General features: G+C 67.6%; 20 protein-coding genes, 1 pseudogene and 1 riboswitch. Of the genes and pseudogenes, 8 read left to right on the top strand and 13 right to left on the bottom strand.

The features are described from left to right. Window positions 1-89: 89 nt before the first annotated feature. The 4 genes from AB0C30_RS02740 to AB0C30_RS02725 form a co-directional block, all read right to left on the bottom strand. A complete protein-coding gene (locus AB0C30_RS02740; RefSeq protein ID WP_357938838.1) occupies window positions 90-2,189 on the bottom strand; it encodes a (Fe-S)-binding protein in 2,100 nt (699 codons plus the stop codon). A gap of 115 nt (window positions 2,190-2,304) precedes the next feature. Beyond that, entirely contained in the window at window positions 2,305-2,895 is a 591-nt protein-coding gene (locus tag AB0C30_RS02735) for a TetR family transcriptional regulator (protein WP_357938836.1), read from the bottom strand. Next, complete coding sequence (locus tag AB0C30_RS02730; RefSeq protein ID WP_357938834.1) at window positions 2,892-3,641, bottom strand: class I SAM-dependent methyltransferase; 750 nt, start codon at window positions 3,639-3,641, stop codon at window positions 2,892-2,894. The genes AB0C30_RS02735 and AB0C30_RS02730 overlap by 4 nt, the downstream gene beginning before the upstream one ends. Before the next feature lie 11 nt (window positions 3,642-3,652). Further along, window positions 3,653-4,462, bottom strand: coding sequence for a sugar phosphate isomerase/epimerase (locus AB0C30_RS02725; protein ID WP_357938832.1), 810 nt, complete (start codon window positions 4,460-4,462; stop codon window positions 3,653-3,655). Window positions 4,463-4,517: 55 nt separating this feature from the next. On the opposite strand from AB0C30_RS02725, the gene AB0C30_RS02720 reads away from it, so the two are divergent. The 5 genes from AB0C30_RS02720 to disA all read left to right on the top strand — a co-directional run bounded on the left by AB0C30_RS02720 (window position 4,518) and on the right by disA (window position 8,952). Further along, window positions 4,518-5,216, top strand: coding sequence for a class I SAM-dependent methyltransferase (locus tag AB0C30_RS02720; protein ID WP_357938830.1), 699 nt, complete (start codon window positions 4,518-4,520; stop codon window positions 5,214-5,216). 399 nt (window positions 5,217-5,615) lie between these two features. Continuing rightward, complete coding sequence (locus tag AB0C30_RS02715; protein WP_357938828.1) at window positions 5,616-5,990, top strand: MerR family transcriptional regulator; 375 nt, start codon at window positions 5,616-5,618, stop codon at window positions 5,988-5,990. Then, window positions 5,987-6,292, top strand: a complete 306-nt coding sequence (trxA, locus tag AB0C30_RS02710; RefSeq protein ID WP_357938826.1) for a thioredoxin — start codon at window positions 5,987-5,989, stop codon at window positions 6,290-6,292. Before AB0C30_RS02715 ends, trxA begins: the two co-directional genes overlap by 4 nt. A 118-nt stretch (window positions 6,293-6,410) precedes the next feature. Then, window positions 6,411-7,829, top strand: coding sequence for a DNA repair protein RadA (gene radA, locus AB0C30_RS02705; protein ID WP_357938824.1), 1,419 nt, complete (start codon window positions 6,411-6,413; stop codon window positions 7,827-7,829). A 40-nt stretch (window positions 7,830-7,869) separates the two neighbouring features. Next, complete coding sequence (gene disA, locus AB0C30_RS02700) at window positions 7,870-8,952, top strand: DNA integrity scanning diadenylate cyclase DisA (RefSeq protein WP_357938822.1); 1,083 nt, start codon at window positions 7,870-7,872, stop codon at window positions 8,950-8,952. A gap of 27 nt (window positions 8,953-8,979) precedes the next feature. Here disA and AB0C30_RS02695 read toward each other — a convergent pair whose 3' ends face one another. Next, window positions 8,980-9,669, bottom strand: coding sequence for a hypothetical protein (locus AB0C30_RS02695; RefSeq protein WP_357938820.1), 690 nt, complete (start codon window positions 9,667-9,669; stop codon window positions 8,980-8,982). 78 nt (window positions 9,670-9,747) lie between these two features. Between AB0C30_RS02695 and AB0C30_RS02690 the strand changes: the two genes are divergently transcribed. Continuing rightward, window positions 9,748-10,623: an A/G-specific adenine glycosylase gene (locus tag AB0C30_RS02690; RefSeq protein ID WP_357938818.1), complete on the top strand. Its 876-nt coding sequence runs from the start codon at window positions 9,748-9,750 to the stop codon at window positions 10,621-10,623. Between the two features lie 60 nt (window positions 10,624-10,683). On the opposite strand, the gene AB0C30_RS02685 is transcribed toward AB0C30_RS02690, so the two are convergent. The 5 genes and pseudogenes from AB0C30_RS02685 to AB0C30_RS02665 all read right to left on the bottom strand — a co-directional run. Continuing rightward, window positions 10,684-11,622, bottom strand: a complete 939-nt coding sequence (locus AB0C30_RS02685) for a TIM barrel protein (protein ID WP_357938816.1) — start codon at window positions 11,620-11,622, stop codon at window positions 10,684-10,686. A gap of 316 nt (window positions 11,623-11,938) precedes the next feature. Further along, on the bottom strand, window positions 11,939-14,446 hold the full coding sequence (locus AB0C30_RS02680) for an ATP-dependent Clp protease ATP-binding subunit (RefSeq protein WP_357938814.1): 2,508 nt from the start codon (window positions 14,444-14,446) through the stop codon (window positions 11,939-11,941). A gap of 778 nt (window positions 14,447-15,224) precedes the next feature. Further along, window positions 15,225-15,557 carry an Lsr2 family protein gene (locus tag AB0C30_RS02675; protein ID WP_357653944.1) on the bottom strand — a complete coding sequence of 111 codons (333 nt, stop codon included), beginning with the start codon at window positions 15,555-15,557 and terminating at the stop codon, window positions 15,225-15,227. 510 nt (window positions 15,558-16,067) lie between these two features. Next, the gene (locus AB0C30_RS02670; RefSeq protein ID WP_357938812.1) at window positions 16,068-16,556 is read right to left on the bottom strand and encodes an RDD family protein; all 489 of its coding nucleotides are present in this window, start codon (window positions 16,554-16,556) and stop codon (window positions 16,068-16,070) included. A gap of 108 nt (window positions 16,557-16,664) precedes the next feature. Next, a pseudogene (locus AB0C30_RS02665) lies at window positions 16,665-17,144 on the bottom strand (RDD family protein); the annotation flags it as partial. A 36-nt stretch (window positions 17,145-17,180) separates the two neighbouring features. Between AB0C30_RS02665 and AB0C30_RS02660 the strand changes: the two are divergent. Next, window positions 17,181-18,065 (top strand): hypothetical protein, encoded by an 885-nt coding sequence (locus tag AB0C30_RS02660; RefSeq protein WP_357939766.1) that lies wholly within the window; start codon window positions 17,181-17,183, stop codon window positions 18,063-18,065. A 22-nt stretch (window positions 18,066-18,087) separates the two neighbouring features. Here AB0C30_RS02660 and AB0C30_RS02655 read toward each other — a convergent pair whose 3' ends face one another. Next, entirely contained in the window at window positions 18,088-18,645 is a 558-nt protein-coding gene (locus AB0C30_RS02655) for an amino-acid N-acetyltransferase (RefSeq protein WP_357653942.1), read from the bottom strand. 288 nt (window positions 18,646-18,933) lie between these two features. Beyond that, window positions 18,934-19,094, top strand: a riboswitch (cyclic di-AMP (ydaO/yuaA leader). A gap of 5 nt (window positions 19,095-19,099) precedes the next feature. On the opposite strand from AB0C30_RS02655, the gene AB0C30_RS02650 reads away from it, so the two are divergent. Then, window positions 19,100-20,143, top strand: coding sequence for a C40 family peptidase (locus AB0C30_RS02650; RefSeq protein WP_357938810.1), 1,044 nt, complete (start codon window positions 19,100-19,102; stop codon window positions 20,141-20,143). Between the two features lie 63 nt (window positions 20,144-20,206). Here the strand turns inward: AB0C30_RS02650 and AB0C30_RS02645 are convergent, their stop codons facing one another. Beyond that, window positions 20,207-20,419: a LuxR C-terminal-related transcriptional regulator gene (locus AB0C30_RS02645; protein WP_357653940.1), complete on the bottom strand. Its 213-nt coding sequence runs from the start codon at window positions 20,417-20,419 to the stop codon at window positions 20,207-20,209. A 577-nt stretch (window positions 20,420-20,996) separates the two neighbouring features. Further along, a complete protein-coding gene (lysX, locus tag AB0C30_RS02640) occupies window positions 20,997-22,478 on the bottom strand; it encodes a bifunctional lysylphosphatidylglycerol synthetase/lysine--tRNA ligase LysX (RefSeq protein WP_357938808.1) in 1,482 nt (493 codons plus the stop codon). Between the last annotated feature and the right edge of the window lie 127 nt (window positions 22,479-22,605).

The following is a 22,605-nucleotide window of genomic DNA, read 5'->3' as shown; positions in this document are numbered from 1 at the left end:
GTTATGTGGATGGCAGTTTTCCGCCACTTGGGCCCCCTGACGTGCGGAACTCCTCTACAAGCGCTGTAGAGGAGTCCGACATTCCCCCGTCAGGAGCCGCTTTTAACCGATTTGATCAGGAGCTGGGCCACGTCCACGACCTCGAGGGACTCCTTCGCCTCGCCGGTGTTCTTCTTCTCGTTGATGGCGTCGCCGAGCATCACCATGCAGAACGGGCAGGCGGTGGAGACGGTGTCAGGATTCGTGGTCAGCGCCTCGTCGACCCGCTCGGTGTTGATGCGCTTGCCGATGCGCTCTTCCATCCACATCCGGGCACCGCCGGCGCCGCAGCAGAAACCGCGGTCCTTGTGCCGGTGCATCTCCTGGGTCTGAACACCGGGCACCTTCGACATGATGTCGCGGGGCTGGGAGTAGACCTTGTTGTGACGGCCGAGGAAGCACGGGTCGTGGTAGGTGATCTTCTCCTCGATCGGCGTGATCGGGGTGAGCAGGCCCTCGTCGACCAGCTTGGCCAGCAGTTGCGTGTGGTGTACGACCTCGTAGGTGCCGCCGAGCTGCGGATATTCGTTGGCCAGGGTGTTGAAGCAGTGGGGGCAGGTGGCGACGATCTTCTTGACGCCCGCCTCGTTGAGCGTCTCGATGTTCTGCTGGGCGAGCATGTTGAACAGGTATTCCATGCCCAGGCGGCGGGCCGGGTCGCCGGTGCACGCCTCCATCGGGCCGAGCACGGCGAACTTCACGCCCGCGATGTGCAGCAGCTCCGCGACGGCCTTGGTGGTCTTCTTGGCCCGGTCTTCGAGGGCGCCCGCGCAGCCGACCCAGAACAGGTATTCGGCGTCCTCGGGCATCTTGTCCTCGACAAGCTCGACCTCGAAGTCCAATTCGGAGATCCAGTCGGCCCGCTTCATCTCGGACATGCCCCAGGGGTTGCCCTTGTTCTCCAGGTTCTTGACCATCACCCCCGCCTCAGACGGGAACGACGACTCCACCATCACCTGGTAGCGGCGCATGTCGAGGATGTGGTCGATGTGCTCGATGTCGACCGGGCACTGCTCGACGCAGGCGCCACAGTTCGTACAGGACCACAGGACGTCAGGGTGAATCACGCCCTCCTCGCCGACCAGCGGCTTGTTCAGCAGCGCCAGTACGTCGGTGTCGGCGTGCTCGGTGGAGGCGGCCATCAGGTAGGGGGCCACCTTGAAGGCGTGGTCGCGCTGGTCGAGGATGAGCATCTTCGGCGACAGCGGCTTGTCGGTGTTCCACGCGGGGCACTGCGACTGGCAGCGACCGCACTCGGTGCAGCTGTAGAAGTCGAGGAAGCCCTTCCAGGTGGTGTCGCCGATCTTGCCCCGGCCGAGCCGCTCCGGATCCAAGTCCTCGTCCTCGAAGTCCACGGGCTTGCCGTCGACGCGCAGCTCGGGCGCGCCGCCCAGGCCGTCGGGGCGGCGGGAGAACAGCACGTTCAGCGGCGCCGTGAAGATGTGCAGGTGCTTGCTGTGCACCACGATGACCAGGAACACCAGCATGAAGCCGATGTGCAGCAGCAGCGCGATCTCCTCCAGCACGGAGCTGGCCGGCAGGATCTTGCCCAGGGCCAGCGACGCGAAGGCGCCCGAGGAGTAGGGGAAGTTGCCATTTGCCGCCGCCGCGCCACGGGCCAGGAACAGCGTCCAGATGATGTTGAAGATCATGAACAGGACGAGCCAGGCGCCCCCGAGGTGGGAGCCGGAGAAGCGGGATTTGCGGCCGAGCGTCTTGGGAGAGTTCTTGATCCGGATGGCGGCGAAGGTGATCAGGCCGAGCAGGCAGGCCACCGCGATGAAGTCCTGCAGGAACCCGAGCACCGCCCAGGTGCCGATGAGCGGGATGTGGAAGTCGGGCTCACCGGTGATCGCGCCCTGGATGATGGCGCCGTACGCCTCGATGTAGACGGTCAGCAAGATGAAGAACGCCCACATCACGAAGAAGTGCGCGACGCCGGACGGCGTCCACTTGAGCAGCTTCTTCTGCCCGAACACCTCCACCAGCTGAGTCTTCAGCTCATCGGCCGCGTGCGTCTTCGCGTACTCGATCCGTTCGGGCGCGGGCGGACCCACTGTGGCGAGTTTGTACAGGAACAGTGTCCTGCGGCCCGCCACGGCGACCGCCAGGACGGTCATGACGAGCCCGATGATGGCCACCCAGAGCACGGGACCTCCCACTGACGATGTTGGCTGCCAGCGTACGGTTACGTCACCGGCCAGGCACTTCCGGAATCCTACTGACTAGTAACCTTATGACCGGTGGCGCGCCCAGAACAATGCTCTACCCCGTCAAGTAGCGCTGTATCGTCGGGGCCAGCAGTTCGACCAGTTCCTCGGGATCGGCGCTCGCCAGCGGCTCCAGCTTGAGCACGTAACGGCCCATGACGACGCCGAAGATCTGCCCGAAGGCGGCCTCGATCCGCAAGGGCGGCACCTCGAGCCGGTCGGCGACGCGGAAGAGCAGGGCGTTGGTGATGAATTCCCGGAACATCATCTCGGCCTGCTGGTTCGTCATCGCCGACCGGATCAGCGCGATCATCGGCTCACGCGTCTCAGGCTGAGCCGTCACCGTCAGGAGCAGCCGGACGAGCCGCTCCCCGATCTCCTCGCGCGGGCCGTCGAGCAGCAGCGGCACGACCTGTTCGGGACTGACCGGCAGCCGCATCGCCGCCGCGAACATGCCTTCCTTGGTGTCGAAATAGTGGTGCACCAGGGCGGGATCGACCTTGGCCTCCCTGGCGATGCCGCGCACGGTCGCCTTGTCGAACCCCTTCTCGGCGAAGACCCGCCGGGCCGCGGCGAGAATCTCCCCCCGCGTATCCGCCGCCCCCGGCCGCCGACCCGGTCGGCGCTTTGTAGGCTCGGTGCTCACCTGCCAACCACCAGGTAGACACGCATCGGCACGTGCATGACGCCCTCGGGGAAGACCTTGCGCAGCTCCGTCCGCTGGCGTGCGACGAGCTCGTCGGCGGCCTCCGGGGACAGCGCCGCCATGTAGGAATGCGAGCGGAGATCCAGCAGGAAGTCCTCGATGCCGATCAGCCTGGTCCAGGCGATCCAGCGCTCCTCGACCACGTCCAGGGCGGCGGCGATGGGCGGCACCGACCACTCCTCCAGCGCCTGGCCCCAGTAGGTCGGGCACGCCTCCGCCAGCCGTACCTCGTAGGCGGCCAGCCAGTCGGCCTGGGCGGCGTGGGCGAAGTTCCAGCAGCCCACGATGGCCCCCTCGGGCCGCAGCACCCGCCTGGCCTCGGCGATCGAGATCACCGGGTCGAGCCAGTGCCAGGACTGGGCGTACGTGACCAGATCGGCCACCCCGTCCGTCAGCGGCAGCGCGTTGCCGTCGGCCAGCACCGCGACCGTGCCGCCGTCCTCGACCTTCGAGTGCAGGCGGGCCAGCATCGCCGCGCCCGCGTCCACCGCGATCACCCGTGAGCCGCGGGCCCGCAGCGCGCGCGTCAGGATGCCGGTGCCGGCGCCCACGTCGACCGCCGTCGCGCCGGCGAACTCGACACCGGACACCTCCGACAGCGCGTGGTACATCTCGTCCGGGTACGTCGGCCGGGCCGCGTCGTAGGCGTCCGCGACGCTGTCGAACACCTTGCCCAGTTTCCTCATCGGTCCGACGCTCATCGGGCGGCCGCCAGGTAGAGGCGGGCGAAGGCGAGGGCCTCGGCCAGATCGTCGATCCGCTCCGTACGGCTGGCCGCCTTGCGGGTGTTGATCTCCAGCACGACCAGGCCGCCGTAGCCGGACTTGGCCAGCCGTTCCAGCATGGGCGCGCACGGCTGGTTGCCCCTGCCGGGTACGAGGTGCTCGTCCTTGTTCGTCACGCCGAGGCCGTCGGCCAGGTGCAGATGCGCGAGACGGTCGCCGAGCTTGGTGGCCATCTCCATGGCGTCGGTGCCCGAGACGGCCGTGTGCGACAGGTCGAGCGTGACGTGCGGGAAGTCGTAGTCGGTCGGGTTCCAGTCGGGCGAGTAGGGGACCACGTCGTTGCCCCTGGCCTTGAGCGGGAACATGTTCTCCACCGCGAACGTGACCCCGGTCTCCTCACGCATGCGGGCCAGCCCGGCCTCGAAGTCGCGCGCGTATTCGCGCTGCCAGCGGAACGGTGGATGCACCACGACCGTCGAGGCGCCCAATCGTTCGGCCGCCTTCTGGGCCTTGACCAGCTTGGCCCAGGGATCGCGGCCCCAGACGCGCTGCGTGACGAGCAGGCAGGGGGCGTGAATGGCCAGCACGGGGAGTTCGTAATGCTCCGAGAGCCGCTCGATCACGTCGATGTCCTGGCTCACGGGATCGGCGCCGACCATGATCTCGACCCCGTCGTAACCCAGGCGCGCGGCCAGCTCGAACGCGTCGGGGGTGCGTTCTGGATATACCGAAGCGGTGGACAATGCGATCTTCGCACTGGGCACTCGGATGACGTCAGCCACGTTGCCAGCCTAAGCCGGTGACGCCGATCTGGCGCGCGAGCCCTACGGTTGGACCATGCCACGGATCGCCAAAGGCGCCATCCCCAGCCCCAACATCTGGAACTCTCCCCAGGTCTACGAGCTGGAGAATCGCGCCGTCGACCCTGACGGCGCCGCCAACGCGGCGATGCGCGCCCTGCGCTCCTGGGACGGCGCCACGGTGCTCGACATCGGCTGCGGCACCGGCTACCACCTACCGGCCTTCGCGACCGAGGCGGCGAAGGTGATCGGCGTCGAGCCCCACGGCGACCTGGTCGCGCTCGCCCGCCGCCGCTGCGCCGCGCTCCCCTCCATCGAGATCCACGCCGCCACCGCGCAGGCCCTGCCGCTGCCCGACGCGTCCGTGGACGTCGCGGTGGCGCGGTGGGCCTACTTCTTCGGCCCCGGCTGCGAGCCTGGCTTACGGGAGCTCTCCAGGGTCGTACGGCGGGGCGGCACGGCCTTCGTCATCGACCTGGACGCCACCCGCGGGGCCTTCGGCAGGTGGTTCCAGCGCACGGTGCCCACCTACTCCGCCAGGGCGGTGGAGTCCTTCTGGGACCGCCACGGGTGGCAGCGACAGCCACTCGACCTACGGATGGCCTTCTCCCGCCGCGCCGACCTGGAGGCGGTGCTACGCATCGAGTTCACCCCCGAGGTGGCCGCCCAGGCGATCGCGGAGACACCCGGCCTCGAACTGCCCTACCCGAATGTGCTGCGCTGGCGCTCGTACTGATTGGTGCGGCCTGATTGGAGCGGCGTCCACAAACGTCCGCCGGGTCCCCGTTCCCTCGACAGGGCCCTTGCGGACTGTCTTCTTCCGCCCCCGAAGTGGGCCCTCCCCCAGGGGCCTCTGCCACCACCGACCGCCTCCTTCCGCTCCCCAGGAGGCAGCCGCCCACAGGACTCCAGCCACCTGCATACGCACCCCTGAAGGGGGGGTCCATCTCCCGGGGACCCCAGCCACCACCCGGCCGCCTGCTTCCGCGCCCCCGGAGGGGGTGTCCCTCCAAAAGGACACCAACCACCACGGACCGCCACAGGGACCGAGACGGTCGTGTGACGAACCCACCTGGGGGCCGCCGCACCAAGACCGCTTGACATTGACGTCAGTGTGAACGTTTACCGTGGAGGCATGCGCATCGGAGAGCTGGCCGAACGGACCGGGGTGAGCACCCGATCACTCCGCTACTACGAGGAGCACGGTCTGCTCACGGCCAGACGCGGGTCCAACGGCTACCGCGACTACGCGGAGGAGGACATCAAGCTGGTGTCCGAGATCCGGGCGCTGCTGTCCGTGGGATTCACGCTGGAGGACACGCGGCCCTTCGTCGACTGCCTGCGCTCCGGCCACAGCACTGGCGGCTCCTGCAGCGAGTCGGTCGCGGTCTACCAGCGCAAGCTGGCCCAGATCGACGATGAGATCCGCGTCCTGCTCGCCCGCCGCGCCGAGGTCGCCGCCCAGCTGGGCGCGGCGTGCCCTGGTTGCGTTCTTAGAGGAGAGAAATGATCGAGCTGACCACCGCGAATTTCGAGGAGAAGGTGCTCAAGAGCGACCAGCCGGTGCTCGTCGACTTCTGGGCCGAATGGTGCGGCCCATGCCGCATGGTCGCCCCCGTACTCGCGGAGATCGAGGCCGAGCACGGTCTGACCATCGGCAAGCTCAACAGCGACGAGAACCCCGAGATCTCGGCCCGCTACGGCGTCATGGGGCTGCCCACGATGCTGCTGTTCGAGAACGGGCAGCCGGTCAAGCAGGTCGTCGGCGCCAAGCCGAAGCGCATGATCGAGGCTGAACTGGGCCTGACCTGACCATCCATATTTGGCGACGAAGAATGCCGGGGCTGACCCGCACCTGGTGATGAAGAAGGCCGGCATGACCACCCGTACCTCGTGAAGATTGTCGGCGCGGCCCGCTAGCCTGCTCCACATGGTCAAGTCTGCGCAGAAGCCCGGATACCGCTGCGCCGAGTGCGGGTGGCGCACCACGAAGTGGGTGGGCCGGTGCGGCGAGTGCCAGGCGTGGGGCACGGTCGATGAAGAGGGCGCGCGCGCCGGGGTGCACGTCGTCCAGGCCGGCGCGACGACCGCGCCGGCGATACCGATCGGCCAGGTCAAGGCCGAGATGGCGGCCGCGCGCACGACCGGGGTGAGCGAGCTCGACCGGGTGCTCGGCGGCGGGCTGGTGCCGGGGGCGGTGGTGCTGCTGGCCGGCGAGCCCGGCATCGGCAAGTCGACGCTGCTGCTCGAGGCGGCCGCCCGGATCGCCGAGCGCGACACCGTGCTGTACGTCACGGGCGAGGAGTCGGCGGCCCAGGTCCGCTTGCGGGCCGACCGCATCGGCGCCATCCGCGACCACCTCTATCTCGCGGCGGAGACCGAGCTGTCGGCACTGGTCGCGCACGTCGACAAGGTCCAGCCCAAGCTGCTGGTCGTCGACTCGGTGCAGACGGTCGGCTCCGCGCAGGCCACCGGCGTGCCGGGCGGGGTGACGCAGGTGCGGGAGGTGGCCGCCAATCTCGTACGGCTGGCCAAGGAGCGCAACATGGCCACCGTGCTCGTCGGCCACGTCACCAAGGAAGGCTCGATCGCCGGTCCGCGCACCCTTGAGCACCTGGTCGACGTCGTGCTCAACTTCGAGGGCGACCGCCACTCCCGGCTGCGGATGGTCCGCGCGATCAAGAACCGGTTCGGCCCCACCGAGGAGGTCGGCTGCTTCGACCTGCACGAGCGCGGCATCGAGGGCATCACCGACCCGAGCGGGCTGTTCGTCTCGCGGCGCAGCCAGCCGGTGCCGGGCACCTGCGTGACGGTCACGGTCGAGGGCACCCGGCCGCTGCCCGCCGAGGTGCAGGCCCTGGTCGCCCGCACCGAGGCGCAGCAGCCCAGACGCAGCTCCTCGGGGCTCGACACCTATCGGGTGCAGATGATCCTGGCCGTGCTCGAACGCCGGCTCAACGCCAAGCTGGGGGGCTGCGACGTGTTCACCGCGACCGTCGGCGGCATCAAACTGGCCGACCCGGCCATCGACCTGTCGGTGATGCTGGCGGTGGCCAGCGCGGCCGGCGACAAGCCGCTGCCGGCCGGTCTGGTGGCCATGGGCGAGGTGGGGCTGTCCGGCGAGTTGCGCCCGGTGAAGGACGTCCGGCGGCGGCTGAGCGAGGCCGCCAGGCTGGGGTTCAAGCGCGGGCTGGTGCCCGCCGGCTCCCTCGACCAAGGCACCAGCCGGCGCGGTGGGCAGCGGGATGGGCAGCGGTCACTGGTGCCCATCGGACCGGTGGCGTTCGCGGCGGGCTTCGAGGTGGTCGAGGTGGAGAACGTCTGGGACGCACTCACGCACGTCACATAGCGCGGCTAAGCTTGGCTTGACTATTCGACACGGGGGTCAGGTGCCAAACGACAGGAGTCTCGACGACCGCCGTCGCGAAGCCCTGGCCTCTGTGGCCCCGGGCACACCACTGCGCGACGGCTTGGAGCGGATCCTGCGCGGTCAGACCGGCGGCCTGATCGTGCTCGGCTACAACAAGGTGGTCGAAGAGGTGTCCAGCGGCGGATTCGAGCTCGACGTCGAGTTCTCCGCCACGCGGCTGCGCGAGCTGGCCAAGATGGACGGCGCGATCGTGGTGGGCAACGGCCAGCGAATCGTCCGCGCCGCCGTGCACCTGGTGCCCGACCCTGGCATCCCGACCGACGAGTCGGGCACCCGCCACCGCACCGCGCAGCGGGTCGCCCGCCAGACCGGCCTGCCGATCATCGCGATCAGCAAGTCGATGCGGATCATCGCCCTCTACCTCGACGGCATTCGCTACGTGCTGGAGGAGTCGGCGGCCATCCTGTCCAAGGCCAACCAGGCCCTCGCCACGCTCGAACGTTACAAGCACCGCCTCGACGAGGTCTCCGGCACGCTGTCGGCCCTCGAGATCGAAGACCTGGTGACGGTCCGTGACGTGGCCGCCGTCGCCCAGCGCCTGGAGATGGTCAGGCGCATCTCCGACGAGATCAAGGGCTATGTGGTCGAGCTCGGCACCGACGGCCGGCTCCTGTCACTGCAGCTCGACGAGCTGGTGGCGGGCGTCGACTCCGAGCGGGAGCTGGTCGTCCGCGACTACCTCCCGGCCCCCGCCGGCCGCCGGCACCGGCGCCTCGCGGAAGCCATGCACGACCTCGACCAGCTGTCGGGCGAGGAGCTGCTCGATCTCTCGACGGTCGCCCACGTGCTGGGACACAGCGGCGACGAGACGCTCGACAGCCCGGTCAGCCCGCGCGGGTTCCGCCTCCTGGCCAAGGTGCCCCGCCTGCCCGCCACCGTGGTCGATCGGCTGGTCAACCACTTCGGCGGGCTGCAGAAGCTGCTGGCGGCCAGCATCGACGACCTCCAGGCGGTGGGCGGCGTCGGCGAGTCCCGGGCACGCAGCGTCCGCGAGGGGCTTTCCCGCCTCGCGGAATCCTCCATCCTGGAGCGCTACGTCTGACAGGGTCGCCATGCTCGGTGGGCCTGCTCAGCGGAGGTGGAAGACGCCCATCTGGCTTTTGAGCTTGCCCATGCGCACCACGGCCACGTAGGTCCCCGGCAGGGCGGCCGGCGGGTCCGTACGGCAGTCGCTGCTGGAGCGGCGCCGATTCCAGTCGAGCGAGCGCACCCACGGAACCCCGCGCTGCAACTGCTTGATCTCGGTCGCCTCACCGCTCACGCAGTCGGAGGTCGACCAGATCCGGTCCTCCCCAGAGGTGATGCGCACCTCCATGGAGCGCGGACCCACGTCGGCCAGGCACATGACGGGGCCGGTGTTGACCAGGCTGATGAGGAAGTTGGGCTGGGCACCCGCCGGGTAGACGTCCTGCTTGCCCTGCATGCTGAGCACCAGATCGGCCTCAGCGCAGGGCTCGCCCGGTCGCTTGGGCCGGGTCATGGGCGTGAGCGTGACCTTGCTGGGGCTCGGTGTGGGCGACACCGACACCGTGGGGGTGGCCGTGCCCATGGTGAGGGTGCGCAGGCCGTCGAGCAGTGGATCCGTCGACGGCGAGGCGCTCGTGGAGGTCTGCGCGCTGGAGGGACGCTGCGGCCCACTCCCCCCGCTGGAACACGCCCAAGCGACAACCGCCACCACGACGAGAACCGCTACCAGCACGCTCATGCGCCGTCGCCAGTAGACGTCTCCGCTGCCGTCACCCATCGTATCCGGATCCATACTCACAGCATGGTAATCCATTGGCCACGGAGGGTGACGACACGCCGCTGGTCGCCATCTCGGCATAGCCTAGGGCGCGTGGTTGAGCCGAACCTCCTACACGTCCCCGTTCTGGAGTGGTACGAGGACAACGCCCGAGACCTCCCGTGGCGTACCCCCGACGCGACACCCTGGGGTGTGCTCGTCAGCGAGATCATGCTGCAGCAGACCCCGGTCGTCCGCGTCCTGCCCATCTGGCACGAGTGGATGGACCGCTGGCCCACCCCGAAGGCCCTGGCGGCCGAGCTCCCCGGCGAGGCCGTACGCCACTGGGGCAGGCTCGGCTACCCGCGCCGGGCGTTGCGGCTGCACGCGTGCGCGAAGGCCATTACCGAGGAGCACGACGGCGAGGTGCCGTCAGATCACGCGACCCTGCTGGCGCTGCCCGGCATCGGCGAGTACACCGCCGCCGCGGTCGCCAGCTTCGCGTACGGCGGGCGGCACGCGGTCCTCGACACCAACGTCCGGCGCGTGTTCGCGAGGGCGGTACGGGCCGAGGAGTACCCGCCGACGGCCACCTCCGCCGCCGAGCGCCGCCTGGCCGAGACTCTCCTGCCCGAACTCGGCGCCGCCCGCTGGGGCGTGGCCGTCATGGAGCTCGGCGCCCTGGTCTGTACGGCTCGCACGCCGCGCTGCGCCGACTGCCCGATCGCCCAGCTGTGCGCGTGGCGCCTGGCCGGCAAACCACCGCATGCCGGGCCGGCCCGCAAGGGCCAGACGTACGCGGGGACGGACCGGCAGTGCCGGGGCCGCCTGCTGGCCGTACTGCGAGCCGCCCACGGCCCGGTGCCCAAGGCGGCGCTCGACGTGGTGTGGGACGACCCGGTGCAACGGGAGCGCGCCCTGGACGGCCTGATCACGGACGGCCTCGCCGAACACCTCGACGACGGCACCTACCGCCTGCCCCACTCCTGACCGGTCGCCCCGGCCGCCTCGGACAGCTGGCCCACGAGGTCGGCGGGCACCCGGCCGGGGCTACGCGGCGAGTTGCAGGCCCAGGCCGGTCAGGCTGGTGCGGGCCCAGTCGAGCTGTTCGGCCAGCAGGGACACCAGCGCCCCCGGTCCCTTGGCGCGGCCCGGCACCGCCAGGTTGTGCGTCTCGACCTCGATGTGCGCGCTCCCGCTCACGGCCCCCGACAGCATCGCCGCCATCGTGTCGTACAGCACCGCGCCCGTGCTGGGCGTATCCCCCGTGTGGTTGTGCACGTGCCCCAGCTTGACCACCGGCGCGCCCGCTGCGGCCAGGCCCCGCAGTGCCGCGCCGGGCTCCTCGTCGCCGCAGGCCAGGTGGCAGGCGTCGAGACAGACGCCCAGGTGTTCGGAGTCGATCCCGCACACCCGCTCCAGCGCCTGCTCCGTCGTCTCCAGCACGCAGCCGGGCCAGGGCTCGAAGCCGACGCGGATGGTCTTGCCGGTGACGCTGTAGATGCCGCGCAGCTCCCTGGCCAGTCGTTCGAGCCGCCGGGTGGCGATGGCGTGCAGGTCGGCGGGCCAGTCGTGGCGCCAGCCGATCGGGATGGTGGAGATGCTGCCGAAGCGTACGTCGTCGGGCAGCAGGAACGCGAGGATCTTGGCCAGCGCCATCGTGTAGCGGTAGCGCTCCGGCTTGGCCCAGTCGGGGCCGGGCACCTCCAGGTTGCGCCCGCCGGTGCCGTTGAGGCTCACCACCTCCAGACCGCGCTCCTCCAGCGACCTGCGCAGCCGTACGAGCTCGATGCGGTCGGCGGTCAGGTGGTCGGCCACGCCGGGCGAGAGCCACAGCCCGACGCCCATGCGCTCCACCCCGATCCGCTTGCGCACCGGCACCGCGTAGCGGGTCAGGTGGGCGATCAGGTTTTCCAGGTCCTCCGCCGGGTGTACGCCTGCGTTGTAGGCGAGGTGCACCAGCGTTCCGTCTTGGTGACGCAGACGCATTTAATCCTCCACGGCTTGCATGGTCGTTCCCGTCGCCCGCTTTGGGGATCATGCGGACCTGTCGAGCATGCCTGCTGCCGGGGGGCGCACGCGTCCGCCCTGAGTTGATTCCCTAGTACTCCCCAGGGAGCAGCCCTCATCCTGAAAACGCCGCCTTGGGGACGACTTGGACGAGACTTGGCATTGCTCTACGCAGTGTAGTACTACTCCCGGTGGCGGTGTACCCAGGTTTCCAAAAATTCGGCAACGACGCAGAAACGACGTAACCCCCGTGTGATCCCTCACACGGGGGTTACTAGGTCGAACTTGGGCGCCGTTAGTTCTTGATCGGCGCCGCGATCGCCGCGGCCGAGTCGGGGACCTGGCTGGACGACGCGTCTTCACCGGTGAAGATGAACTTCGCGTTGTCGCCTTCGCCCTCGATCGTGACCTTGACGATCTGCCCCGGACGGAGCTCGCCGTACAGGATCTTCTCCGACAGCGAGTCCTCGAGCTCGCGCTGGATGGTCCGGCGCAGCGGCCGGGCACCCATGACCGGGTCGTAACCACGGTCGGCCAGCAGCTGCTTGGCCTCGGGCGAGACGTCGAGCCCCATGTCGCGGTCCTTCATCCGGGCGTCGACCTGAGCGAGCATCAGGTCCACGATCAGGATGATCTCCGCCGGCGTCAGCTGGTGGAAGACCACGATGTCGTCGACACGGTTGAGGAACTCGGGCCGGAAGTGCTGCTTGAGCTCCTCCTGGACCTTGGCCTTCATCCGCTCGTAGTTGGAGTCGGCGTCGTTGGACTTGGCGAACCCGACCCCGATGCCCTTGGAGATGTCGCGGGTGCCGAGGTTGGTGGTCATGATGATGACCGTGTTCTTGAAGTCGACCACCCGGCCCTGGGCGTCGGTCAGGCGACCGTCTTCCAGGATCTGCAGCAGCGAGTTGAAGATGTCGGGGTGGGCCTTCTCGATCTCGTCGAACAGGACCACGGAGAACGGCTTGCGCCGCACCTTCTCGGTGAGCTGGCCGCCCTCCTCGTAGCCGACGTAGCCGGGAGGCGAGCCGAACAGCCGGGAGACGGTGTGCTTCTCCATGAACTCCGACATGTCCAGGCTGATCAGAGCGTCTTCGTCACCGAAGAGGAACTCCGCCAGCGCCTTGGACAGCTCGGTCTTACCGACACCAGACGGGCCGGCGAAGATGAACGAGCCACCGGGACGGCGCGGGTCCTTCAGCCCGGCGCGGGTGCGCCGGATCGACCTGGACAGGCCCTTGATGGCGTCGTCCTGGCCGATGATCCGCTTGTGCAGCTCCTCCTCCATGCGGAGCAGGCGCTGCGACTCCTCCTCGGTCAGCTTGAAGACCGGGATGCCGGTGGCCGTCGCCAGGACCTCGGCGATGAGCTCCTCGGTGACCTCGGCCACGACGTCCATGTCGCCGGCCTTCCACTCCTTCTCGCGCCGCTCGCGCTTGAGCTGGAGCTGCTTCTCCTGGTCACGGAGCGCGGCCGCCTTCTCGAAGTCCTGCGCGTCGATCGCGGACTCCTTGTCCCTGCGGACGTTGGCGATCTTCTCGTCGTATTCGCGCAGGTCCGGCGGAGCGGTCATCCGGCGGATGCGCATCCGCGAACCGGCCTCGTCGATGAGGTCGATCGCCTTGTCGGGCAGGTAGCGGTCGCTGATGTAGCGATCGGCCAGCTGCGCGGCGGCCACCAGCGCGCCATCGGTGATGGACACCCGGTGGTGCGCCTCGTAACGGTCGCGCAGACCCTTGAGGATCTCGATCGTGTGGCTGAGCGAGGGCTCGGCCACCTGGATCGGCTGGAAGCGCCGCTCCAGAGCGGCGTCCTTCTCCAGGTATTTGCGGTATTCGTCGAGGGTCGTGGCGCCGATGGTCTGCAGCTCGCCACGCGCCAGCATCGGCTTGAGGATGCTGGCGGCGTCGATCGCGCCCTCGGCCGCGCCCGCGCCGACGAGCGTGTGCAGCTCGTCGATGAACAGGATGATGTCGCCGCGCGTGCGGATCTCCTTGAGCACCTTCTTCAGGCGCTCTTCGAAGTCGCCGCGGTAGCGCGAGCCCGCCACCAGAGCGCCGAGGTCAAGGGTGTAGAGCTGCTTGTCCTTCAGCGTCTCGGGCACCTCGCCCCTGACGATCTTCTGTGACAGGCCCTCGACGACGGCGGTCTTGCCGACGCCGGGCTCGCCGATCAGAACCGGGTTGTTCTTGGTCCTCCGGGAGAGGACCTGCATGACCCGCTCGATCTCCTTCTCACGGCCGATGACCGGATCCAGCTTGCCCTCGCGGGCGGCCTGGGTCAGGTTGCGGCCGAACTGGTCGAGCACCAGGGAGGTCGACGGGGCCGACTCCTGCGGGCCGCCCGCGGCGGCCGGCTCCTTGCCCTGGTAACCGTGGAGCAACTGGATGACCTGCTGCCTGACACGGTTGAGATCGGCTCCAAGCTTGACCAGCACCTGGGCGGCCACACCCTCACCCTCACGGATGAGCCCGAGCAGGATGTGCTCGGTGCCGATGTAGTTGTGACCCAGCTGCAAAGCCTCACGGAGCGACAGCTCAAGAACCTTCTTGGCCCGCGGGGTGAACGGAATGTGCCCCGACGGAGCCGACTGGCCCTGGCCGATGATCTCCTCGACCTGCTGACGCACTCCTTCAAGGCTGATGCCCAGGCTCTCCAGAGCCTTGGCGGCTACGCCCTCACCTTCATGGATCAAACCAAGAAGAATGTGCTCAGTGCCGATGTAGTTGTGGTTGAGCATCCTGGCCTCTTCTTGGGCCAAGACGACAACCCGCCTTGCTCGGTCGGTGAACCTCTCGAACATCTCGTCGCTCCTCACAGAGCGGTCAGTCAGGCCGGTAAATCCGGTCCCGTCATCCCGCATGCTAGCCCTGGCTCGGCGAACCGTGCCCACTGCCACTGACACGCTCTATAGCAGAGACGTTCCCCGGGAGCAGGGCGTTCACCCTCTATCCAACTACCGATCGGGGGTTACGTGTTCCCGATACGCCGCAAGCGAACGATGTTTAGGACGCTTCCGTGAAGCGCCTGGAATTGGTCGCCACGGCGCCGGCAGATCAACATGGATCGGCTTGCGGCCGGTGCCGGGGAGAGAGCCCGCCCGCGCATCGCCCATGCCTGATCCGTGAGCCATACGCAAACATCCTATGTAAGGAAGCGCGCCCGCCGCCAATCGATCGTGGTACGGCACCCGCGGGTCGCGGAATCTCGATCGTGCCACGGCACCCGGCAGGCCGCGAAATCCCGATCCCGGCAGGCCGCGAAATCCCGATCCCGGCACGGCACACGCGGCCACGAAATCGCCGGTCCGGTCAGCGAGGTTACCGATCCGGGCCATCGCGGTTACCGATCCAGAGCGTCGCCGCACCGGGGAGCCCACACCGGGGCTGGAACGCACCATGCCAGAAAACCGCCCGGAATCGACCGAGCGGGCAGCCCAAAATGATCACATATGGGCGATTAGAAGATCGCCGTCACGAACCGTCCAGCATTTGAGAAGCAGCTATAAATGATCATGCGCTTATGGCGTTCGCCGGGGTTCTTAGGCGAGCGGCATAAGCGCATGGTCAGGAGATGGCTCTCTAGTGAGCTTGTTCGTACTTCTCCACCACGGTAGAGGCGATTCGGCCACGCTCGCTCACCGGCAGACCGTGAGCCTTGGCCCACTGCCGGATCTCCGAGCTCTTCTCGCGGCTCATCGCACGCTGCCCGCCGCGACCGCGCCGACGCGTGGTCACGGCACCGGACCGACGAGCGTGCTGTACGAAAGGCGTGAGCGCGTCCCTCAGCTTCTTGGCGTTAAGGTCGCTCAGGTCAATCTCATAGGAGGAGCCGTCAATAGCGAAGCTGACCGTCTCATTGGCCTCGCCCCCATCGAGGTCATCGATGAGAATCTCCTGGATCTGCTTGGCCATCTACGCAATCCTTTCGCGGAGCATTGTTTCATTCGCCAGGGCAAACATATACCCGGAAAGGCGCGGAGACAATTCAGCGCTACAGAGATTCTGCTGAGCGGCGGCTCAGTTGTGGTTCTCGGCCTGATCCTGGGGGTTTGGACGGCGTCCGGCGGCCTCGGATCGGACCAACTTCACTACGCCAAAGATGAAGGCGGCGCCCACCACCACCGGTGGGATCAGCGCTGACAATACGTCGGTAAGGGCCTGCATTCGTCCTCGCCTCCACAGCGGACGGGGGTTTCGATGGGCGCTTTATCCACAAGCGGCCTGGGCATGAGCGCCCCTCATGCCTCACGAGGTGGACAACCGCCCGCACCCGACCATAGTGGTACATGGATGCCGTCCATGTGCCATGTGCGCCAACATCCGGCAACCCGGACGCCCCATAGCCTAATGCCAGTCTCTCCAGGCTCCTTACCGGATCAAGCGAAAATTTTGCGGAAAGACTTCTCGCCAGGCCCACAAGGGTCAGCGGAGATCTTTGATCACCCGCGTTCCGGCGAGCCGGTCGTGCGGCCCACGCTGCAGCGGCTTGTCGATCAAGATGAGGATCCCGACGCCGAAGACGAAGATTCCGGCCAGCACATTGAGCACCGGAATGCCCATGACCATCGCCGCTCCCGGATAGACCAGGGCTCGTTTCAGCAGAGCACCGCGCCGAAGGCCGCTCGGTTCGAGGCGAATCCTCATGATCGCCTTGCCGAACGTACGGCCGCTCATGGAATGCGCGGCCCAGTCATAGACCGTATATCCCAGCCCACCGAGCAGCCAGGCGAACACGCCGGGCAACCGGCTGTCGAACGCCTCCAGCAACCCGACAGTTCGGAAGCCACCCCACAGCGCGACGAACAGAATGTAATAGAAGACACCGAAGACGAGGGCTTCAATGAGCCGGGCGGCCAGGCGTTCCCACCATTCCGCGGGGACGGCGTCACTCCACGGCGGCAACCCGGTCATAACCCACCTCGCCCCTTCGGCGAACCGACCGCTACCCATTTTGCTGCCGCCCGCACATACAAAACAGAGGCTGACCGCTGGCCAGCCTCTGTTTCGCGTCCGCGAAGACTACTTGATCTTCACAACCACCGTGTTGCTGAACTTGTCGGCGAACGTCTGCTGCAGCGGCTTGTCCCAGAGCTGGGAGGCACCGTTCAGCGCGACGACGATCCCGCCGAGCAGCGACCCGACGAACGGGATGACGCCGAGGATGTATCCACCCCAGGTGCCACCGGCCCGCTTGAGCGCCACGTCGTTAGGCAGGCCGCCCGGAGGCAGCATGGTGCCCGTGGGCACGATCTTGATCCCCATGACCATCTTGCCGACCGTCTGGCCGCTCATCTTGGTCATGAAGAACTCGTAGGCGACGTACACCGCCGTCATCACGATGGCCACCACGATGCCGTAGAGCGTCGGGCCCATCAGGCCGGTCGTGACGCCGGTCGCGGAGTTGTAGCCGGCGAGCAGGATGGCCCCGAAAACGAGACCGATCACCCAGTTCGCGATGCCGAAGATGACACCGTCGATGATCCTCGCCACGAGCCGCTGCCACCACTCGGCGAGCGGGGCCGGGGCGCCGGGCGGTTGGACCCCGTGCGGCTGCGGCTGCCCGTAGCCGGGCTGCTGGCCGTACTGGGGCTGCTGACCGTAGCCGGGCTGGCCGTACTGCTGCTGCTGACCGTAGTCCGGCTGGCCGTACTGCTGCTGGCCGTAGCCGGGTTGCGACGGCTGCTGCTGGCCATAGCCCGGCTGGGACGGCTGCTGCTGCCCGTAACCGGGCTGCTGGCCGTAATTGGGCTGCTGGCCATAGCCGGGCTGCTGGCCCGACGGTGGCTGCTGGCCGTACTGCTGCTGGCCGTAGCCGGGTTGCGACGGCTGCTGCTGCCCGTAGCCCGGCTGGGACGGCTGCTGCTGCCCGTAACCGGGCTGCTGGCCGTATCCAGGCTGGGATTGCGGTTGCTGACCGTAACCGGGTTGCGATTGCGGCTGCTGACCGTAGTTGGGCTGGCCGTACTCGGGTTGCTGACCCGAAGCCTGCTGCTGACCGTATCCGGGTTGCTGACCGTAGCCGGGCTGCTGGCCGTAGTCCGGTTGCTGACCGTAGCCGGGCTGCTGACCGTACTGCGGCTGTTGTCCGTACTGCGGTTGCTGCGGCTGCTGGCCGTAGCCCGGCTGCTGCTGACCGTACTGCGGCTGTTGGCCGTAGCCCGGCTGCTGCTGCCCATAGTTGGGTTGCTGACCGTAGGCGTCGTCCGCCCGGTAGCCAACGACCGTCGCATCCGGGTCGGGCTCGCCATAGGGACGGCCCGTGTTGTGATGTCCGTATTCAGATCCGCCAGGCGCAGAGTTCTCGCCGGATTCGTCCTGTGGATACGGCGGCTGTCCGGTGCTCACCGTGTCACCTCGCTTCGAGTGCGCATGTGGCACGTGTCAGGACACATGCCTGTGCTGCCCAACGTATCGACATAGGTATCAACAATCACCTTTCCCATTAGTCAAGGTCCGCGTCACCCGATGTCAGGTGGAGAAGCATGCGGGTGTTCCCCAGGGTGTTGGGCTTGACGTGTTCGAGGTCGAGGAACTCGGCGACACCCTCGTCGTACGAGGCCAGCAGCTCCGCATAGACCTCGGGTGAGACCGGAGTGCCCTGTACGGGGCGGAATCCATGCCTCGCGAAAAAATCCACCTCAAAAGTCAGACAGAAAACCCGGCGCAGGCCGAGTTCCCGGGCCGTTTTGATCAAGGAAGAGACGATCCGGTGCCCGATTCCGAAGCCTCGGAACTCCGGATCAACGGCCACCGTGCGAATCTCCGCGAGATCCTCCCAAAGCACGTGCAGCGCGCCACAGCCGACCACTTGGCCGCCGCGCTCGGCGATCCAGAACTCCTGCACGTCCTCGTACAGAGTGACGGTGGCCTTCTCCAGAAGCCGGGGCCCGGCGCCCGCGTAGGTGTCGACCAGGAGACGGATCGTCCTGACATCCGGCGTGCGAGCACGCCGGACGACGACTTCCGTGTCCGGGACTGTCACTTCGGCGACCTGCTCCATGGGTCTCCAGCGTACAGATCCGATTACGGCCTCCCCGTAACTCTGACGTCTCTCCCATCTCATGACATCTCGTGGTTGATCGAGCACGATGAGGGATCCCTTGGCCATCAGGCTTCCATGCCTTGACGAACTTGGTGCAAAAAGGACATAAAGTTTGTCCTGCACCGGCAAGCACGAGATCACCTCGTGACCCTTCGGTTGTGAAACCTCTACAGACTTGGCAGTTCTGGTTGAGCACGAACCCGGAGTGCACTAGTGTCCAGCGACGATGTCACCCACGCGAGCCAGCGTGGAGACGCGCCCAATCCCCGTAAGGGGAGCCGGGGACCCGCCGGTGGCGACCTCATCCCGACGCCACCACCCATGGGGTGAATCCGAGCGAGTCGTTCGGTAGGGCTGCTCCGGCCCGAACCCGTCAGCTAACCCGGTAGGCGCCGATGAGAGGAGCTGGTTGGTGAAGCAGACCCGCGATCGCGAGACGAAGCCGGCGGCCGCTCAGGCCCGCCCTTCTGAGCTCCGGAAGATCCCCACCCGGTTGGGTGTCATCGCGGCGACCATCGCCACCCTCCTCTTCGCCGTACCTGTCGGCTCCGCCGTCGCCGATCCCAAGCCCTCGCTGAAGGACCTGTCCAAGCAGGCCGAGGAGCTCCACACCCAGATCGAGACGCTGAGCGAGGAGTTCAACGGCCAGCGGGAGAAGCTCAAGACAGCCAAGAAGTCGGCTGAGGCGGCCAAGAGGACGCTGTCCACCAGTGAGGCCGATCTGGCCGCGAAGCGCGCCAAGGCCGCGCTGCTGGCCCAGAACGCCTACATCAACGGCGGCTTCGGCCAGGCGCTGGCATTCGGCACCTCCGACGACCCCGAGAGCTTCCTCGACCGGGCGGCCACCACCTACGCGCTGGAGCAGCAGCAGGGCTTCGAGGTCAACCAGGTGACCACGGCCAGGCAGGCCGCCGAGCAGGCAAGGGCCAGCGCCAAGACGCGCATCGACGAGGTCGAGAAGATCGTCGAGGGCCTCGGCACCAAACGCGACAAGATCACCAAGCTCGTCGCCAAGGTCGAGAGCAGTCTCTTCAAGCGGGCGATCGGCGAGGCGGGCCGTCCCGGCACCCGGGCCACGCGGGTCGACCTGCCGGTCATCGGCGCCGGCAAGGCCGCCACGGCCGCCAGGTGGGCGCTCACGCAGCAGCTCAAGCCGTACGTCTGGGGCGCCGAGGGGCCGACCTCGTACGACTGCTCCGGCCTCGTGATGGCGGCCTACCAGCGGGTGGGCATCTCACTGCCGCACTACACCGGCGACCAGTGGACGGCCGGACGGCACATCTCCAAGGAGGAGCTGCGCGCCGGCGACCTGGTCTTCTTCTATGGTGACCTGCACCACGTCGGCATCTACATAGGCGGCGGCATGATGGTCCACGCGCCGCAGACCGGCGACGTCGTACGCATCGCGTCCATCGCCCGCCGCCCGTTCGCGGGCGCCGTACGCATCGCCGACTGACCTCCGGACACCACGACAAGCACTCTGACAGCTGGGGCCCGGGCGGCTGGGCCGGTCGAACGGTCAGATGAGCTGGCGGCGGGCGGCCCAGGCCACGGCCTCGATCGCGGTGGCGACGCCGATGCGGTCGCAGATACCCCGAAGTCTCCGGCGTACCGTGCGTCCGCTGATATCCAGTCGTCTGCCAACCCGATCAACCGTGACCCCCTTGGCAAGCTCCGCCAGCAACGCCAGATCCGCGTGGCTAAGCTCGACGCTCTCAGTGAGCACATACATCGGGAGCCCTCCCCCCAACAGCAGAACTCGAGACGTCTATGTCCGAGCAGAGCTGCAGCTCGTCTCGCAGACGGTAAACGCATTCTGGAAAGGTCGTCAAGCCAGCGGATACCGCCCTCTGACCATCGCCATTGACATGATCGGCTGTATGTGAAGTACTCGCCATATGTCGGCACACTTCGGGGCCCGATGAGGGATCACAGGCGCCCTTACAACGGCTCCAGCCCGCTCCCCAAGAGCGCCGCGAACCTGCTGAGCGCCGAATCCGTAAAACGCGAATATTCTTCGCATTCAATATGCGAAATATCGGAAATGTGGCTGCTTAGGGCAGTCTTTTGTACCCCCGCGCCGCCGGGTCAGCAGCGCCCGCCAAAGACCATGAACGGTTCATGCGCCAGAGGGAGAAGCCACTCGGCGCAGGCGGCCGGGAGATGCCCGCTCCCCGCGCTAAGGGACCGGCGAACGCCGCCGCCCGCGTTCTCCTACTCGCCGCAGGAGATCGGGCCGCTGTCAACCCGACAGCGGCCGGTACGGCCCGGCGTGGGAGCCGGGCCGACACTCTTCGGCGGCAGGCGGGTCAGTGGGTCGGCTTGACCAGCGGGAACAAGATCGTTTCCCGGATGCTCTTGCCGGTGAAAGCCATGATCATCCGGTCGATCCCGGCCCCCATGCCACCCGTGGGCGGCATGGCGTACTCCAGCGCCTGCAGGAAGTCCTCGTCCAGCTGCATGGCCTCCGGGTCGCCCCCGGCGGCCAGCAGCGACTGTTCCACCAGGCGCCGGCGCTGCTCGACCGGGTCGACGAGCTCGGAGTAGGCGGTGCCCAGCTCGGTGCCGAACCCGATGAGGTCCCACTTCTCGGTCAGCAGCGGGTTGTCGCGGTGCTGGCGGGTCAGCGGGGAGGTCTCCAGCGGGTAGTCCATGACGAACGTCGGCTGGATGAGCGTGTGCTCGACGAGGGCCTCGAAGATCTCCTGGACGAGCTTGCCCTGGCCCCACTTCGGGTCCCAGTGGATCTCACGCCCGTCGGCGAGTTTCCGGACCTGCTCCAGCGGGGTCTCCGTGGTGATCTCCTCGCCGAGCGCCTCGGACACCGCCCCGTACAGGGTGATGCGCGGCCACTCGGGGATGCCCAGGTCCACCTCGACGCCGTCGTGGACGACCACCGAGGTGCCCAGAGCGGCCACGACGGCCTTCTGGTACATCCGCTGGGTCAGGTCGGCCATGTCGTTGTAGTCGAGGTAGGTGCCGTACGCCTCGATCATGGTGAACTCGGGGTTGTGCGTGGAGTCCGCGCCCTCGTTGCGGAAGTTGCGGTTGATCTCGAAGACCTTCTCGATGCCGCCGACCACGAGCCGCTTCAGGTAGAGCTCGATCGCGATGCGAAGGTAGAGCTCCATGTTGTACGCGTTGATGTGGGTCTTGAACGGCCGGGCCGCCGCGCCGCCGTGGATCGGCTGCAGCATGGGCGTCTCGACCTCGAGGTAGCCCTCCTCGTGCCAGAAGTCGCGCACCGCGCGCACCGTGGCGCTGCGGACGCGGGCCATCTCCCGGGCCTCGTCGTTGACGATGAGGTCGACGTAGCGCTGGCGTACGCGGGCCTCGGGGTCGGTGAGGCCGACGTGCTTCTCCGGCAGCGGGCGCAGGCACTTGGCGGTGATCTGCCAGCGGTCGGCCAGGATCGACAGCTCGCCGCGGCGGGAGGTGATGACCTCGCCCTCCACACCCACGTGGTCGCCCAGGTCGACGTCGCGCTTCCAGGCCGCCAGCGACTCCTCGCCGACCTTGTCGAGCGAGATCATCACCTGCAGGTCGCCGCTGCCGTCGCGGAGTGTGGCGAAGCAGAGCTTGCCGCCCACGCGGTTGAGCATGACGCGGCCCGCGACGCCGACCTTGTCACCGGTCGCGGTGTCCGGGTCGAGGGCCTGGTATTTCTCCCTGACCTCCGCGTTGGTCGCCGTGCGGGGAAAGGTCACCGGGTAAGGATCGACGCCCTCACTGCGAAGGCGGTCGAGCTTCTCCCTCCGGATGCGCATCTGCTCGGGAAGTTCGTCGCTCACAGCATCAAAGAGTAGGGGATATGGCGAACTGCAAGGGCTCGTCACCTCTCTGCAGGGTGACTGCAAGAGCTCTCCCGTACCAATGACACATCGAGCTCAGGGGGGAACCGGCAAGGCGCCGGCCCAG

Source organism: Nonomuraea sp. NPDC048901 (assembly GCF_040649695.1).
GTDB lineage: Bacteria > Actinomycetota > Actinomycetes > Streptosporangiales > Streptosporangiaceae > Nonomuraea.
The sequence above is the reverse complement of the archived record's forward strand: the minus strand, read 5'-3'. Positions and strand labels throughout refer to the sequence as shown.